General features: G+C 40.9%; 18 protein-coding genes and 1 tRNA gene. 6 read left to right on the plus strand and 13 right to left on the minus strand.

From position 1 onward, the window contains the following. Positions 1–9: 9 nt before the first annotated feature. Together H1A14_RS04430 and H1A14_RS04435 are read right to left on the minus strand one after the other, a co-directional pair. On the minus strand, positions 10–243 hold the full coding sequence (locus H1A14_RS04430) for a hypothetical protein (protein WP_194775021.1): 234 nt from the start codon (positions 241–243) through the stop codon (positions 10–12). A gap of 616 nt (positions 244–859) precedes the next feature. Further along, positions 860–1258: an HpaII family restriction endonuclease gene (locus H1A14_RS04435; RefSeq protein ID WP_194775514.1), complete on the minus strand. Its 399-nt coding sequence runs from the start codon at positions 1256–1258 to the stop codon at positions 860–862. A 47-nt stretch (positions 1259–1305) separates the two neighbouring features. On the opposite strand from H1A14_RS04435, the gene H1A14_RS04440 reads away from it, so the two are divergent. Beyond that, positions 1306–1512 (plus strand): helix-turn-helix domain-containing protein, encoded by a 207-nt coding sequence (locus H1A14_RS04440; RefSeq protein ID WP_194775022.1) that lies wholly within the window; start codon positions 1306–1308, stop codon positions 1510–1512. Here H1A14_RS04440 and H1A14_RS04445 read toward each other — a convergent pair. The 8 genes from H1A14_RS04445 to H1A14_RS04480 form a co-directional block, all read right to left on the minus strand. Next, the gene (locus tag H1A14_RS04445; protein WP_194775023.1) at positions 1509–1802 is read right to left on the minus strand and encodes an STAS-like domain-containing protein; all 294 of its coding nucleotides are present in this window, start codon (positions 1800–1802) and stop codon (positions 1509–1511) included. The two genes, H1A14_RS04440 and H1A14_RS04445, sit on opposite strands and share 4 nt — an antisense overlap. 53 nt (positions 1803–1855) lie before the next feature. After that, complete coding sequence (locus tag H1A14_RS04450; protein ID WP_194775024.1) at positions 1856–2569, minus strand: HNH endonuclease; 714 nt, start codon at positions 2567–2569, stop codon at positions 1856–1858. 13 nt (positions 2570–2582) lie between these two features. Then, on the minus strand, positions 2583–3680 hold the full coding sequence (locus tag H1A14_RS04455) for an HpaII family restriction endonuclease (protein WP_194775025.1): 1098 nt from the start codon (positions 3678–3680) through the stop codon (positions 2583–2585). 10 nt (positions 3681–3690) lie between these two features. Beyond that, positions 3691–4347, minus strand: coding sequence for a hypothetical protein (locus tag H1A14_RS04460; RefSeq protein ID WP_194775026.1), 657 nt, complete (start codon positions 4345–4347; stop codon positions 3691–3693). Beyond that, positions 4344–5618, minus strand: coding sequence for a DNA cytosine methyltransferase (locus tag H1A14_RS04465; protein WP_194775027.1), 1275 nt, complete (start codon positions 5616–5618; stop codon positions 4344–4346). Before H1A14_RS04465 ends, H1A14_RS04460 begins: the two co-directional genes overlap by 4 nt. Before the next feature lie 127 nt (positions 5619–5745). Continuing rightward, positions 5746–6012, minus strand: a complete 267-nt coding sequence (locus H1A14_RS04470; RefSeq protein ID WP_194775028.1) for a hypothetical protein — start codon at positions 6010–6012, stop codon at positions 5746–5748. Further along, the gene (locus H1A14_RS04475; RefSeq protein WP_194775029.1) at positions 6009–6281 is read right to left on the minus strand and encodes a hypothetical protein; all 273 of its coding nucleotides are present in this window, start codon (positions 6279–6281) and stop codon (positions 6009–6011) included. The genes H1A14_RS04470 and H1A14_RS04475 overlap by 4 nt, the downstream gene beginning before the upstream one ends. A gap of 149 nt (positions 6282–6430) precedes the next feature. Continuing rightward, a complete protein-coding gene (locus H1A14_RS04480) occupies positions 6431–7087 on the minus strand; it encodes a hypothetical protein (protein WP_194775030.1) in 657 nt (218 codons plus the stop codon). 127 nt (positions 7088–7214) lie between these two features. Between H1A14_RS04480 and H1A14_RS04485 the strand changes: the two genes are divergently transcribed. After that, positions 7215–7670, plus strand: coding sequence for a CHY zinc finger protein (locus H1A14_RS04485; RefSeq protein ID WP_194775031.1), 456 nt, complete (start codon positions 7215–7217; stop codon positions 7668–7670). A 628-nt stretch (positions 7671–8298) separates the two neighbouring features. On the opposite strand, the gene H1A14_RS04490 is transcribed toward H1A14_RS04485, so the two are convergent. Beyond that, entirely contained in the window at positions 8299–8718 is a 420-nt protein-coding gene (locus H1A14_RS04490) for a (deoxy)nucleoside triphosphate pyrophosphohydrolase (RefSeq protein WP_228527577.1), read from the minus strand. Between the two features lie 164 nt (positions 8719–8882). On the opposite strand from H1A14_RS04490, the gene H1A14_RS04495 reads away from it, so the two are divergent. The 4 genes from H1A14_RS04495 (at position 8883) to H1A14_RS23150 (ending at position 13247) form a co-directional block, all read left to right on the plus strand. Continuing rightward, positions 8883–10298 carry a phage tail sheath family protein gene (locus H1A14_RS04495; RefSeq protein WP_194775032.1) on the plus strand — a complete coding sequence of 472 codons (1416 nt, stop codon included), beginning with the start codon at positions 8883–8885 and terminating at the stop codon, positions 10296–10298. A 3-nt stretch (positions 10299–10301) separates the two neighbouring features. Then, positions 10302–11075, plus strand: coding sequence for an ATP-binding protein (locus H1A14_RS04500; RefSeq protein ID WP_194775033.1), 774 nt, complete (start codon positions 10302–10304; stop codon positions 11073–11075). Positions 11076–11109: 34 nt separating this feature from the next. Continuing rightward, positions 11110–12099, plus strand: coding sequence for an SH3 domain-containing protein (locus H1A14_RS04505; protein ID WP_194775034.1), 990 nt, complete (start codon positions 11110–11112; stop codon positions 12097–12099). Between the two features lie 485 nt (positions 12100–12584). Beyond that, positions 12585–13247 carry a hypothetical protein gene (locus H1A14_RS23150; RefSeq protein WP_228527578.1) on the plus strand — a complete coding sequence of 221 codons (663 nt, stop codon included), beginning with the start codon at positions 12585–12587 and terminating at the stop codon, positions 13245–13247. Positions 13248–13370: 123 nt separating this feature from the next. On the opposite strand, the gene msrA is transcribed toward H1A14_RS23150, so the two are convergent. Both msrA and H1A14_RS04520 read right to left on the minus strand, forming a co-directional pair. Beyond that, positions 13371–14453, minus strand: a complete 1083-nt coding sequence (gene msrA, locus H1A14_RS04515) for a peptide-methionine (S)-S-oxide reductase MsrA (protein WP_194775035.1) — start codon at positions 14451–14453, stop codon at positions 13371–13373. Positions 14454–14899: 446 nt separating this feature from the next. After that, positions 14900–15026: transfer RNA gene (locus H1A14_RS04520), tRNA-Asp, on the minus strand. Between the last annotated feature and the right edge of the window lie 147 nt (positions 15027–15173).

Below are 15173 nucleotides of genomic sequence, written 5' to 3' on the forward strand. Positions count from 1 at the left end.
AAATTTGGTTTATTGTTTGAACTTGAATTTCCTTTGATCATACTTGTTGAACTCATTCTCAAATTTGGCTTGAGAATCTTTCATTGCTCTGCGGATTTCATCAAACATGTAGTCCACGTCTTCTTTTGTGAATTCATAATTGTTTTTATTTGAGCAATTTCCCAGTAGCCGTAAACCGTCCAGAATTTTTTCGACTCTATTTTCTGCCACTTTTTCGAATCTTTTTCGCTTATCAGATTTCATATAATCTTGAAATTTTTTTCTAAATTAAGTAAATGTATTACACATATGCAAAATATTTACTACAAAATATTATTGTAGTGAAAAAGAATGACAATTTCAAATCCATTTTTTTAATGTAGAATCTAAAATCCATTTTTATTATGAAATAAAATATTCAAATTTTAAGAAAGAAAAGTCTTTAGTAAAATTCTTATACAGGGAAATTCCAATTTTGTTAAAAAAAAAAATAATTTTAAGCAAGTTTTTCTAAGCACTACTAATAAAATGTCCATATGAAAGTTGAATTGAAATCATCAACTTTAAATGCGAATTATGAAAAAATCGAGATTCACAAAAACTTAGGCCGTAAAAGCGATCCAAGCCTCATGAGGCTCGCAGAAATGAAGAAGAAATTTACCGTGAAATGGAAGTCAAGTGTACACTTTTTATAAATGGGAACAACTTAAGTAGGGAATGTAAGCCATTAATTTCAAAAGGATTACAGAATTAGGCAGAAGGATTTATCGTTACTAATGCACACTTTTTACTAGTTAAAGCCAAAAGAATTAATTGGGGATATTTTGGGTCAACAAAGAGTCTTAGCAGGGAATCAAAGAATATTATTGGAGTTTTTGCGCTATCTCAAAAACCTTATTTGCAAATTCAATTTAAAAAATAGTTTATTGTTTTCACTATAAACCGATCCAAAATCATGTCTTGTACTACTCGCTGTTTCTAACTTTGTGTTGTTCAATAAATAATCTTCAAATTCGTTTCGGTTGTATATGTGGTAACATAAGACCTCTCCATTATCTTTTACAACCAAATATCCACCTGTTGCATCAAGTTGACCAAACCAAACTTTTGCAGGCATCATAACGAGAGCAATATCGGTTAAAAAACTTCCTATTTTATAGGAATAAAAAGGGTGATTTGATTCATGGTTAAAACCAAGTGGATTGATCCTTGAAATTTCATTAACTAAATCTATTGTCTTTGTATAACCTGATGTATAAAATAAGTAAACTATCTCAATACAATGAAAAAAATCTAAATGTTTACTATTGTAAACATTTAGATTTTATGGATATCAAAGAAAAATTCGGATTAAAGCTCAAAACCCTCAGAAAAGAAAAAGGCCTGTCCCAAGAGAAACTGGCCGAAAGATCCGGTCTTAACAGATCTTATATCTCAGGAATTGAACAGGGGAAAAGGAATGTATCGTTAGAGGTGATGGAGAAATTGGTCGAGGCGCTGGGGGCGGGGATTGGAGAGTTGGTGGATTTTTAAGCTGTTTCCAACTGCAACATTCTTTCTTTCAATGCAAAAGCAATGGTTCTTTTTACTAGCTTATTGGCATCTTTGAAGGTGGTTTTTTTCTTAAGCTCCTCAATTTTCATAGAAATAAGGAGTTTGGCAAAGCACTCGTCAGCAAAACTATGTGAAATAAAATCTATACCGGAAAAGTCAAAAGTTACCAATTGGTTTTGCTCCAAGGCAATTTCTATATCCTTCCTGATGGATTCGCCAAGAACCCTTGTGCCTAGATGAGTGCCAATATGTGAGAAGTTGATTGTCATTTTATTTTAACGAGTTTAAACAAAATAGTCTGCATGTAATTTATTTAAATCCATTAGTTTCTGAATATATTCTCCAAATGATAGTCTAAATAGGTTTCGTGACCTTTATGAGTTTTAATTTTGGTTTTGTTATTTATGTTAAGACCTTCTGGATTAATTAATTCCTTTGAAATAAAAATATCCCCTTTTCCACTAAAGCTTATAAAACCTAAATCAAACAATTTATCATATGTTGGCAACAACAGTAATCCATTAAACTTATCTATTCTTTCAAGATTATCTGATTTACTCCATGGCTTAATATGGGACGCATTAAGAAGCCTAACATCCAAATAGCCTGATATTGAACATTTACCCCATAGATTTAAAAGGTTCTCTCTATATTGGCCCTGACCTCTTCTACTCAAAATAATTGTTTCCTTTTCAGTAACCGTCAGGGCCGGATTAATAATTACACTTTCAATTTCTGGAGTAATTATCCTTCCAGGGATTCCTTCATAAGAATCGAGAAATTCGATATACAAGTCAAGAGATCTACTGTACATTCTATTCCCTTTAATATTTTTATTATAAAACTCATCAAAACTAAAATACTTTTGCTTAATTCTAATCACTTCTTCTACATCTGAAACAGAGTAAATATCTAAATCATTAAACTTCTTAGATTTCAAATGATTTGAAATGGTATTTATAGTATTTGAATACTTATCTGGTCTAGTAATGGTTTTTTTATTTTGTTTTAGCCAGTCTTCGAATAGAAATCTCATAAAGAAATAATTATCATTTTAAAAACCGTATTTGCAAATTCAATTTAAAAAATAGTTTGTTGTTTTCAAGATAAACTGACCCAAAATCATGTCTTGTACTACTTGCTGTTTCTAACTTGGTATTGTTCAGCAAATAATCCTCAAATTCATTTCGGTTATAAATATGGTAACATAAAATCTCTCCATTATCCTTAACCACCAAATAACCACCAGTAGCATCTAGTTCTCCGGTCCAAACTTTTGCAGGCGTCATTCCCAAAGCTATATCTGTCAAAAGCCTTTTGATTTTATAAGAATAGAATGGATGATTTGTTTCAAGATTGAAACCAAGCGGATTTTTCTCAGAAATTTCCTGAACTAGTTCTTTTATTTTGTTGTGGCCAGATGTAAAAAAAAGATAAACAATTTCAGAAAGAATTTCAGGTAATGCGCTATCAATCAATGTCAAGTTATTTTCAAAGACTGAATTTTCTGTTCTTTCAAAATCTAATTTCCCAGAAAATTCTAGAATTTTAAAAATTCTCCCTTTAATGTCCTTATGCATCTTTTCCCCTCTAGAAATATACATAGAGTTTATTAAATGGATTTCATCTCCGTTAAGTCTCTTGTTAGCAATCTTGTAAATAAAATTTGTAGTTTTACCAGCATTTAAAAGAGTTGAAGCACTACCAAGTTGAGACTTTATACTGAACCCTAACTTAGGCATTGTGCCTGTTCTTTGGTCATGAATAATTATCCTAATATCACTTTTAATGGAGGACTTTGCCTTTAGCGAAAAACAGTTAAAAGAATTTATAAATGACTCAATCACAGGAATAGAAAAGGTTGAAGAAGTTGTTTTTTTTAAACTAGAAAGCAAGTAAACAGCTTTCTCCTGAAATAAGGAAATGGGTATCCTAAATTCCTCATCCGTGCCTTTAACAATTACCAAATCACTTTCATAGCCGAATTCGTAAGTTCCTTTAGATTCGTCACGTAAAATCTTGATAATGGGAAAAATCAGGCTTTCAATTTTGTTTAGATCACTGTCACCTGCAAATAGATTTTTATCCGATATAATTTTTAAAAGTGTATAAATCTCACTCCATTCTCCTTTATTTCCTGTTAGCATTCGAGTTAGTTTAATTATTTACTCTTTCCAATAGAATCTTAACGTGCTCTGGGGTTAATAGGTAAAAATTTCCTACTTTTTTCAGAGAAGAAAATGCCACATTAAACTCAATCTCGTTAACCGTCGAAAAATCATGTCTGGTTCTTTTCTTTTTTTTGAAATAAACTCCGCGAGTAGTGTCTATAAATAGAGAGACATAAAATTCTATCTTATTATAAATTAATCTTATATCTAACCCATTAAAATAATCTTTTCTCATGGAATATTCAACTTCTTCAAAGATTTCAGACTCCTCCAATAAATAAATGAAATGTAAATCCCTTACTAATGATGGATACGTGCGCTTCATTCGGTTCAATAATCCATCCTTACAAAGAACTAAACCACTTACTAAAACATTACCATTTACATCTCCTCCAATAAATTCAAGGTATGTTTCACAATATTCGTTTTCAGTTGGAATTCTTAAATCTTTGAAAAAGAGATAGTAAAATGATTGGATGAAAGGAGGAATTGAAGCGTTTTCAACATTTGGATCTTTTGGTTTATTTTCGCCCGAATAATCGAGTTGCTTAATCTGATTTTCTAAGTCAATTATCGAAATTTTTGCGTCTCTACTGACTGAAATTTCTTTATTTGAAATTTTTACATCAATGATCTTCTTCAAAAACATCCTAGTTTCTTTAAAATCTGCTCTGCCGTTGCCCTAATTGCTGGTACAGCAACAGAATTTCCAAATTGCTTATAGGCAGAAGCATCTGCTACAGGTATTAAAAATTCATCTGGATACCCTTGTAGTCTAGCCCATTCGCGAGGTGTCATTTTTCTAATACCACGTCTATTTACCTCCCCTTTTATATGTGTAATTGGCGTAAAATCCTCCAATCGATCATCATATACTAGGTTCCTTTCTCTTCCCATTCCTCCGCAGACTACAGCATTTGCAACTCCATCGTCCGGAATTATTTCAAATCCAAAACCATTTCCTTTTGACAAATGACGATTTCTATGGTCTTCAAGTGTTTTCAGGTATTGGGTGGATAAGTAGTATTTAACAGAAACTGGATTTTCTTCTTTTACATCTTCAAAAGCAACAATTTCTTCTATTGGTTCTGGATAATCGAATTGATCAATTCCTAAATCCTTCCTAAATCCGACAATGAATATCCTTTCTCTATTTTGCGGAACCCCGAAATCTCTGGCATTAATAATTTCTGGGTCAGGAACAAAATATCCCAAATCTTGCCTAAGGACATTTAAAATTGTTGCTAAGGTTCTTCCTTTATCATGATTTCTGAGGCCTTTAACGTTTTCTAGAAAAAAAGCTTTTGGCCTTTTCCTTTTTATAATTTCAGCTACATCAAAAAATAATGTTCCGCGAGTATCTTCGAAACCCCCTCTTCGACCTGCAATTGAAAATGCCTGACATGGGAATCCTGCACATAAAACATCGAAGCCATCTGGAATAAAACTCTTCGTTTCTTCCTTAGTAATGTCCCCAAAAGGAATATCCCCAAAATTGGCAAAATAGGTTTTTTTTGCTTGATCATCCCATTCACTCGTAAATACACATTTTCCGCCGAGTTCTTGTAAGGCTAATCTAAACCCCCCAATTCCAGCAAAAAGGTCTATAAATTTAAACTTTGGATTTTCCTTTTCAGGAAAAGGTATGTTTTCTTTATGGTCAAATAATGAATATTGGATAGCCTCGAATGAATCTGACCACGCCATATGTGAAACATCCTGTTCCTCAAGAAGAGACTTGTAATACATTATAGCTCTATCTTCAAAGTAGGACCTATCTTCCGATCCTACAGAGCTTACAAAATGAGTTAAAGCTGCTTTACCTGTGTCCTCCTCCACAAATCTTAACTTGAACTTTTTACCGAAAAATTCTTCAACTAAATTTTCATCTTTTATTACCAAATTATTTTCCATAATCAATTCCAATTAACTTTTGCAATCTATTAAATATATAAAGAAGTTAGAAAAATACTTACCTTTCTTTGTCTTAGTCATTTCTTAAATATGATCCATTTTTTCTTATCAAAACCTTTTACTAAGCTCACCCATTCTCCACATAATCCCAAAAAAAATCCCCCAAACGCTCCGATTCCGGATCAAACTTCATTACAATCCTTGAAGTAAGCCGATCGATGTAATTGTGAATTGCTTCTGGATCCGGAAGCTTTTCCAAAAATGATAGCATTGGATTCCCTACCACAAACTCTCCAATCATACACCAAATCTCCCCTTTGAAACTATCGGCGTAAGTACCGGAATTTTTTTCCAAATGGCTTTTTAAACGGTCAATTTTTTCTTGTCTTGTCATTGAACCCTTTCCATCACGATCCCCCCAAATCTCGCTTCCCTGGCCTCGCAGGCGATGCCCTCCACATAGCAGCTGTTGCCATGGTACTTTTCCCCAGAGTCCCGGTATTCCCCTGCACAGCCATGACCACTGATGGCCGTATTGTAAAATACCACAGCCCGACCCTCCCAGTCGGTCGCCTTGTGGACACAGTCCCCGCAGAGATAATTGGGATACCTTTCTGAATAGGCCACCCCTTTATGGCAAATCGGACATTTTTGGTTTTCCATAGCGTGCTTGTTTAGGTGAGCACAAGGCTTCATTTTTTTCTCACAGCACACAAGTTACGAAAACCGACCTGACCAAGCGCCTTGCTGACACAAGCTGTCTGACTTTATTTTTTTATCTTCACATGCGGCCTTCTGATTGGGTTAGAGGATCAAAGGTACTTTTCAAGCTCAAATTCCGAATCGGGAAGTTTCATTGGCTTGATTTGCTTGGCGGTCATGACTATATAATGGTCTGCTTTGTAGCCGATGTATTCCAGAAAAATACTGCCTTGGCTGACCCTCAAAAAATCATTCCAATTGCCCAAATTATGTTCCAGAAATGCCGCGGTATGGATCTTCAGTTTATCTGAAACAAAATATACACTGGGAGTTTCCGAGTCATTTTGACTCTCAATGCCCTTGCATGTATACCCGGCTATTTTCTTTCTTTTGCTTATTTTCGAAAATTTCGGAGGATCTGAATAGGTTTGACCTGCATCCAGCTGAAACAGTTTACCTGCCCTGTTAAAATAATAGGAATTGTCTCTGGAATTGTAAAGTTGAATCAGGTTCCCATTTTCATCAAATGCTTTGTAATTTCCTGCATTGATATAATAATGCTGCTCCCTGCCATGGAGCGGCCCCATCATTTCGGTGATGTCTTTGCCATCCAAATCATAATATTGGTATTCATACAGAATAAACCCTTCAAAATATTCCGATTGGGCAGCTGCCATTTGGGCAAAAAGAAGGAAAAACAGGAAAAAGGTATTTTTAAACATGGATAGGATGTTAGTTTGAGAAAGCGAATAAAACAAAAATTTCATGTAAATCAACGATTTTTTTAAGCCTCTCAAACCACTTATTTATTGAAGTCAAATTTTCCGCTCAAATAACCCTATGTGTTCAAATCAATAAAAACCTATCTTTGCGGATGGTCCTACTGATCCATACATGAAACTAACACTACTGATTTTTGCCGGTCTGACACTGCTTAGCTCTCCCCTTGCCTTTGCACAGGAAAAGGATACGGAACCCTTTAAATTCATTGAGATTGGTGAAATTCCTGTCTTTGGTAAAAATGTGGACAAGCAAACCCGCTGTGTACACTGGCATTCGGACCTGGATATCATAGCGATCAAATTCAAGTGCTGCGACAAGTACTTCCCCTGTTTTTCCTGCCATGAGGAAGAGGCGGACCATCCTCATCAGGTATGGCCCAAGTCGGAATTTGACCAAAAAGCGATCCTCTGCGGGGTCTGCGGCACTGAACTGAGGATCAGGGACTATATGGCATCAGACAACACCTGTCCCCATTGCCAATCCGGCTTCAATCCAGGCTGCAGCAATCACTATCACCTGTATTTTGAAACCCTGGAAGTTCGTCCTTCACCAAAGGGAATTAAATAATAAGTCGGGAATTTTCTTTTATGACCGGTTGTCGGGAGAAACGTTGTCAGGTTTTCGCGATCACCTACAGGGTCTTGTTGTCAAGTTGTCGGGACCACTAAAGTGGTCTGGTTGTCGGGTTGTCATGAAAGTCCTTGTGGATAACTTGAAAAGGGTTGCCTACCCTAGAGATCGGATGCGGCCATAGCCGGGGTAGCGGCAAGGAAGGTTGTCGGGTTGTCGGGACCACTAGCGTGGTCTGGTTATCAGGTTGTCTTAAGGAAAATTATTGTGGATAACTTGATAAGACTTGCCTACCTAAGTGATGGGATGCGGCCATAACCGGGGTAGCAGCAAAGATGGTTGTCGGGTTGTCGGGACCACTAAAGTGGTCGGGTTGTCGGGTTGTCTTAAGGAGAGGCCTTGTGGATAACTTGATAATGGTTGCCTACCCTAGTGATCGGATGCGGCCATAACCGGGGTAGCAGCACAGAAGGTTGTCAAGTTGTCGGGACCGCTAACGCGGCCTTGTTGTCAAGTTGTCCAAGGCAAAACACTTGTGGATAACCTGACAACACTTGCCCACCGCAGGTGTGGCAAGCGACAACAGCTGCGCTAGCGGCAGACAACATCCTTGCCGAGAACCGAATTAAAAAAGCTCCCCCCTCAACCAAGCACAAACCTCCTCCATCACCGCCACATCCGCCGCCGCCCAATCCAATAAAGGAAGTTCCTCCACATCAAACCAGCCGTAATCGCTGTGTTCGGCCAGTTGCAGGATCCCACTCTCGATCTGGGCGATAAAGGGCAGCAATCTGATCTGAAAGCTGCCGTAATCATAAGCTGCAGGGGTCAGGGCTTCTTTTATGCTGATCCCCAATCCCAGTTCCTCACGGATTTCCCGGATCAGGCACTCCCTTGCACTTTCCCCGGATTCCACCTTTCCTCCGGGAAACTCCCACTTTAAGGGCAGTTTCATCCTTTTACTTCGCTGAACAGCCAGTACTTTTCCTTCCTTGATGAGGATGGCGCAGGTCACGTCGATCATTTCTACTCCCTTTGATTCCAAGCCTAAAGTATCAAAAAGCCAAGGCTCTTCCCTATTCAGACCTGAATTTTATTAAAAAATAAGTGCCACGGACCTCCTTTTTTCTGCTTGCACAATTCCTTGCCTTTCTCTCCGATTCTGCCTGAAAATGGTTAACTTTAATCTTCCGTTAACCAAAATCTGCCATGGCAAAGTCAAACCCTGGTCAGTACTCAAAGCCGGGCGTCTATGTAGAGGAGTTATCTGTTCTGCCGCCCACCGTCCCCCAAGCCGAAACCGCCCTTCCTGCTTTTCTCGGCTATACCCAGATGGCAGGTGAAAATGCAGGCATCAACCTGCAGGGCGTTCCCAGACGGATTTCGTCCATGGGGGAATATGAAAATTATTTTGGGACGGCTGCCAAAGAAAAGGGGATACAGCTGAACTTACAGCAATCTGCCACAGGAACTCCTACTGGCCCCATTCAGGCTACCATTCATGATCCCAACCCAAAGTTGCTTTACTACAGCCTTCAGGCTTTTTTTGAAAATGGCGGTAGCAGTTGTTTTGTGATTTCCCTGGGCGATTTGGACCAAGAGCCCCAGCTTAAGGATTATCAGGATGGTTTACTTGCCAGCACCAAAGAAGCACGCATTACCCTGCTTTGCTTTCCGGATGCCGTGAGGCTCTTGGGTGAGAAGGACTACTACCAGCTGATGGGTGAAGCCATGCTGCAGTGCAGCCAATTGCGCAGCCGATTTCTTCTGGTTGACCTGCAAAGTCCAAAGGCTGATCATCATGAGACGCTTAACCAGTTCAGAAATGGGCTGAGCCAAGAAGAAGGTCTGGGATTTGCCGCTGCTTATTATCCGGATGTCATCAGCCGGCTGGATTATGCTTTTGAACCCGAGGAGGTGACGGTAAACCTTGTGGATCCTACAGGTAGGTCCAATCCGCAAACCATAAGCCTGAAAGAGCTAAAAGACATCAACAATGCCTTGTATTTCCAATGTCTCAGCGAAATCCAAAGCACCCTAAAACCTGTATTGCCCCCATCCCCATTTATAGCAGGCATTTATGCCCGGGTGGATGGTTCCCGCGGCGTATGGAAAGCCCCGGCCAATGTGGCCTTACAGACCGCTCAGGCTTTGAAGGCCAACATCACCCAGCGGGAACAGGAACAATTCAATGTGGATACCGTCGGGGGGAAGTCGGTCAATGTCATCCGGCAATTTCCGGGAAGGGGCATTTTGGTATGGGGAGCACGCACTTTGGCCGGCAATGACAATGAATGGCGCTATGTTCCGGTCAGGCGATTTATGATCATGGTAGAAAGTTCGCTGAGGGAACCCTTGGAAAGGATGGGTTTTGAACCCAATGAGGCCAAAACCTGGATAAGAGCCAAGGCCATGACAGAAAACTTCTTCATGCAGCTTTGGAGGAGCGGGGCACTTCAAGGCCAAAGCCCGGACGAAGCCTTTTTTGTCAAATGCGGATTGGGGGAAACCATGACCCAAAATGACTTTTGGGAAGGGCGAATGATCCTGGAGATGGGATTGGCTGTTGTCAAGCCAGCTGAGTTTTTGATTCTACGACTAACCCAAAAAATGAAAGCACCATAAACCATGTCAATCAACGGAATCAAACCCATTAGCACATCTTCCAAATGGGAGGATTTGGTCCTTCCAGGAATCGTTCTGAAACAGGTTCGGGAATTGGAGACCCTCATGTCCAAAGGGCCGGGTTTTCCAGAAGATGCTTCCTTGACCAAAGGAACCCGAAGCATTTTATTCCATGGGCCTTCGGGCACCGGAAAAACTTTTACGGCTACTCTTCTGGGAAAGAGCGCCAACAAGGATATCTACAGGGTCAAGTTGTCCAAAGTGGTCTCCAAGTATATCGGGGAGACCGAAAAGAACCTCTCGAAAATCTTTGAAAAAGCGAGGGATGGGGATGCCATCCTGTTTTTTGATGAGGCGGATGCGCTGTTTGGAAAAAGAACGGAAGTCAAGGACGCGCATGACCGCTATGCCAATCAAGAGGTTTCGTATCTGCTCCAGCAGGTGGAACAACATCCCGGATGGGTGATCTTTGCGGCCCAAACCAAAAACAACCTCGACGCTGCCTTTTTGCGGAGAATGGGGTTTGTTATTGCATTTCCGCCCCCCAAAGCCAAGGAGCGGTTTGAGATTTGGCGCAAAAATTTCCCCAAACAACTGGAGTTGGATCCCAAAACGGATTTGCGTCAGATTGCCGATCAATATGAGCTTAAGCCTGGCACAATCGTGGCTGCCTTGCAACAAGCGAGCCTCAAAGCTTTTGTTCAAGGCGAGCATACCCTCCATAAGCAGGAACTGGAAGCTGCCATAGCTTTGGCGGTACAGAAAGACAAAAAATAATTTTAACCATCCTCCAAAACTTAACCTCCAACTAATGGAAAGCAAATACGGATTTACCAAAATGAGCCTGGAGGAGTTTATCTCCTGGATAAGTGTACAGCGGTTGGCCAGAACCATCCTGAATGTGCAGCAACACCATACCTGGATTCCAAGCTATGCCCATTTCGATGGAAAGAACCACTTTGATCGGCAATTGGCCATGAAAAACCACCATGTGGGCATGAATGGATGGGCAGACATCGGGCAACACTTTACCATTTTTCCAGATGGCAGCATCCTGACTGGTCGCTCCATGGAGCGGGTGCCCGCCTGCATCACCGGTCAGAATGCTTTCTCCATCTGCATAGAAAACCTGGGCAATTTTGATACAGATGGGGATACCATGACGCTTGAACAAAGGGAGAGCATCATCCAAGTGACCGCTGCCCTCTGTAAGAAATTCAACCTTCAGGTCAACACCAACTGCATCCTCTACCACCATTGGTTTCAGCTGGGGACAGGGGTTCGGAACAATGGGGCAGGTGGCAACAAATCCTGTCCTGGTACCGCATTTTTTGGGGGGAACAAGGTAGCGGACTGTGAGGAGTACTTTTTACCATTTGTCAGGAAAGCCCTGGGTGGAAATCCCCTTAAAACGGAGAATCCGGAACTCAGCAAACACCTCATTGTCACCAATGACCGGCTGTTCATCCGCCAAGGTCCCAGTGGTCAGGAGGCACTGGCCCAAGATCGGGATCCAGCACTTCTGGGTGCCATCCTTCGGGTGTATGGGGAAAAGGATGGCTGGTATAAAATCTCCAACAGCCAAAGCCATTGGGTTTTTGGCAGACATACCCAGGAAGTAATCCGGGCGGCTGTGAATGCCAATACTTTAAATGTACGCAGTGGACCCAGTACCTCCTTCCCCAAAATTGGCGCTGTAGCGAAAGGGGAAGAAGTCTTTTTGGTGAATGAAAAAAAAGGATGGTGCCAAATCAGCCTGGATGAAAAATGGGTAAGTAAGCAGTTTTTGGATATCAACTGAAGCGGATGGCTGCTGCATTCCCTGCCCAGAATTCAACCCCTCTCGGGGTTGGGGGACGGGGAGTTGAAGTGGCAAATCCACCGGATTTCATCCGGGGTTAATACCCCTAAAGGGGATTGAATCTTCCTGGCAGACATGCAAGCCTTGGGGATTTGTGGAAAAGGATCGATTCTTATTGAGATAGCGGTTGATGTCTAAAAGAATTCAACCCCTCTCGGGGTTGGGGATGGTGTGTTGGAGTGGCAAACCCACCGGATTTCATCCGGGGTTAATACCCCTGAAGGGGATTTAATCTCTACCTGGCCGACAGACAGGCCTCCGGGATTTTTCCGGTAAACTGACCGATTTTAGATATTATTCCAGTTAATACCAAAATAATGCCTAAGGAATTAGCCTTAAGGCAGAAAAACCCCATTAATCCCGAAGGCCCGTCTGCCTTCAGGGCAGGGATTTAATACCATGTTATTAGCCCTGGATGCAATCCGGTGAATAAAAGATTACAAAGATCATACAACCCCGGAGGGGTTGAATACCTATCCCGCAGCAATCTCCCACCTATCTTGCCTCAAAATACTCCGGGTATTGCATCCTCCAAGAAATCCACAATCACACCTGGAATTCTATCCAGAAAACAAATGCCTATTGGGCATGAATTTAAATCACCCACCCCAAAACCCCTTCACTTTGGCAGGGATTTTGAAAAGATGGGGCAAACCAACTTATTTAAAATCATGAAAAAACTGACTTTATTGACCCTGACCTTGTTTTTTGGTTGGGTGGCGGTGGCCCATGCACAGGTAAGTGCGGGTGTGTACCGCTTGAGCTCCCATACTTTTGCCGCCATTGGATCCGATCCAGATCAGAAAATGTTTGGAGAAGGCCGGGTATCCACCGGAAGTAACATCGGAATTGAAGGCACCTTTGGGTACAATTTTATCCAAAGGGATGAGGTGAATTTCTATTCAGGGTTCCATTTGGGCACCCGGTCAGAGGAAAGCCTATACCTGGGTATTCCATTGGGCCTGTTTATCAAACCTTTTTCAGAAAGCAGAAACTTCGGTTTTCTATTGGAGGCCAGTCCCATTTTCCCTACAGAAAGCAGTGCCTATTTCCGTGCGGGCATCGGCATCAAATACGTTTTTAGGTAAAGAAGGCTGTTATCTCAAAGATCCATTCCTTTTTATATCCAAAAATAAAAGAGGTGTGCTCCAATGCCCATGTAGTTAAAAAATTGACACCTTGGATTGGAGCACATTTCTTTTGAAGCTTCTTTAATCTACCAGCCAGATAAAATCCCCATAGCCTTCCTTTTCCATGTCTGCCTTGGCCACAAAGCGCATCGCGGCGGAATTCATGCAATACCTGAGTCTTGTAGGGGGTGGGCCATCATTGAATACATGGCCCAAGTGGGAATCTCCCAATTTGCTTCTGACCTCCACACGCACCATGCCGTAGGCGGTGTCTGTGGGCTTATCCAAAAGTCGGGCATCGATGGGTTTTACAAAACTGGGCCAACCGGAATTGGATTCATACTTGTCTTTGGAACTGAACAGAGGCGCTCCGGAAATGATGCAGACATAAATCCCCGCATTTTTATTGCCGTTGTATTTATTGTCAAAGGCCCTTTCGGTAGCCTCTTCCATGGTCACTTGGTATTGCAGGCTGGTCAGGGATTTTTTGATCTCCGCCTGAGAAGGTTTTTTGTATTTTGCAGCACTGAGTTCAGGCCAGTGATCCGCGATAAACTTATCCCTGCCTGACCCTCTTCGGTAGGCTTTGTAGTCAGCAGGTTTCTTTTTGTAATAATCCTGGTGGTAGGCTTCTGCCTCATAGAAATTGGTGAATTTGACAATGGGGGTCACTATCTTTTTGTCAAACCTGCCGGATTTGTCCAGGCGTGCTTTTGAGGTTTCTGCCACTTCTTTTTGGGTATTGGAATGGAAGAAAACGGCAGATTGGTACTGAGTCCCTCGGTCATAGAAAGATCCTCCCGCATCTGTGGGGTCAAACTGTTGCCAAAAGATATCTACCAGTTCGGAATAACTGATGATATCCGGATCGAAAGTAATCTGCACGGATTCTTTGTGGGAGGTTTGTCCGGAAGAAACCTGGGCATAGGTTGGGTTTTTCTCTTTCCCACCTGCGTAGCCGGAAATCACGGAAAGCACACCATCAATCCCTTCAAATGGCGCTTCTATGCACCAAAAACAGCCTCCGGCAAAAGTGGCCAGTTCTTTTTTACCTGGATAGTTTTCCAAATCTATGGGCTTCTCTTCTCCACTTTGGATTTTTGCTTCTGAACAGGCATTTAACAAAAGGCACATGCTCAAGGTAGCGATCAATACTTTATACATTTTAATCTAATTTTTTATGGTCAAAAACACTTGAAGGCAGCTTGGATCGGTAGATACGGAAATATCCATCAATTGGATGAAAGCCTTACCATGAAACATAACCACAAATTCCAGAAAAAAGTTAAGCTAAATCCAACGATTAAACTGTCTTCTAACTTGCAAACGGTTAAAAATTGTGAATTTTTTACTACAAAACGATTTGATGTCCCTTGATTCAATTAAAATGGGGCAACTGGGAAAAGGGCATAAAAAAAGTCATGAAAGAAACTCTCATGACTTTAGTCAATTAACAATAAACCCAAAATAACCTGCTGTAGGAGAAGGACTCGAACCTCCACGGGGCAGTTAGGCAAAACACGAGCTCGATATTTGCTTTATGCTGAGATCCCCACCCCCGAGACAGGAGGGCTTGTCTGCCAATTTCAACATCCTACAGTATAAAATACTGGCTGAAGGGGAAGGATTCGAACCTCCACAGGGTAGTTAGGCAAAACACGAGCTCGATATTTGCTTTTTACTTGGATCCCTACCCCCGAGACAGGAGGGCATGTCTGCCAGTTTCATCACCCTACAGTATAAAAGACCATTTGCCTTTGTTTGATGTTTCAAAGTTAATAAAAGTATCTATTCATTAAAATATTTTTAAATAAATAAAGTAAAATATACATTATATTTAATTATCAATTCATTTTTTTACATTATGCGAAATTTACATCTTTA

Origin of the sequence: Pararhodonellum marinum, from assembly GCF_015354735.1 — a bacterium.
GTDB classification, from domain to species: Bacteria; Bacteroidota; Bacteroidia; order Cytophagales; family Cyclobacteriaceae; genus Pararhodonellum; species Pararhodonellum marinum.

Bases quoted from the DNA above. Each gene is read 5' to 3' on its own strand.
- H1A14_RS04430 (WP_194775021.1), bottom strand. From the start codon at position 243: ATGAAATCTGATAAGCGAAAAAGATTCGAAAAAGTGGCAGAAAATAGA.
- H1A14_RS04440 (WP_194775022.1), top strand. From the start codon at position 1,306: ATGGATATCAAAGAAAAATTCGGATTAAAGCTCAAAACCCTCAGAAAA.
- H1A14_RS04445 (WP_194775023.1), bottom strand. From the start codon at position 1,802: ATGACAATCAACTTCTCACATATTGGCACTCATCTAGGCACAAGGGTT.
- H1A14_RS04450 (WP_194775024.1), bottom strand. From the start codon at position 2,569: ATGAGATTTCTATTCGAAGACTGGCTAAAACAAAATAAAAAAACCATT.
- H1A14_RS04455 (WP_194775025.1), bottom strand. From the start codon at position 3,680: ATGCTAACAGGAAATAAAGGAGAATGGAGTGAGATTTATACACTTTTA.
- H1A14_RS04465 (WP_194775027.1), bottom strand. From the start codon at position 5,618: ATGGAAAATAATTTGGTAATAAAAGATGAAAATTTAGTTGAAGAATTT.
- H1A14_RS04470 (WP_194775028.1), bottom strand. From the start codon at position 6,012: ATGACAAGACAAGAAAAAATTGACCGTTTAAAAAGCCATTTGGAAAAA.
- H1A14_RS04475 (WP_194775029.1), bottom strand. From the start codon at position 6,281: ATGGAAAACCAAAAATGTCCGATTTGCCATAAAGGGGTGGCCTATTCA.
- H1A14_RS04480 (WP_194775030.1), bottom strand. From the start codon at position 7,087: ATGAAATTTTTGTTTTATTCGCTTTCTCAAACTAACATCCTATCCATG.
- H1A14_RS04485 (WP_194775031.1), top strand. From the start codon at position 7,215: ATGAAACTAACACTACTGATTTTTGCCGGTCTGACACTGCTTAGCTCT.
- H1A14_RS04495 (WP_194775032.1), top strand. From the start codon at position 8,883: ATGGCAAAGTCAAACCCTGGTCAGTACTCAAAGCCGGGCGTCTATGTA.
- H1A14_RS04500 (WP_194775033.1), top strand. From the start codon at position 10,302: ATGTCAATCAACGGAATCAAACCCATTAGCACATCTTCCAAATGGGAG.
- H1A14_RS04505 (WP_194775034.1), top strand. From the start codon at position 11,110: ATGGAAAGCAAATACGGATTTACCAAAATGAGCCTGGAGGAGTTTATC.
- msrA (WP_194775035.1), bottom strand. From the start codon at position 14,453: ATGTATAAAGTATTGATCGCTACCTTGAGCATGTGCCTTTTGTTAAAT.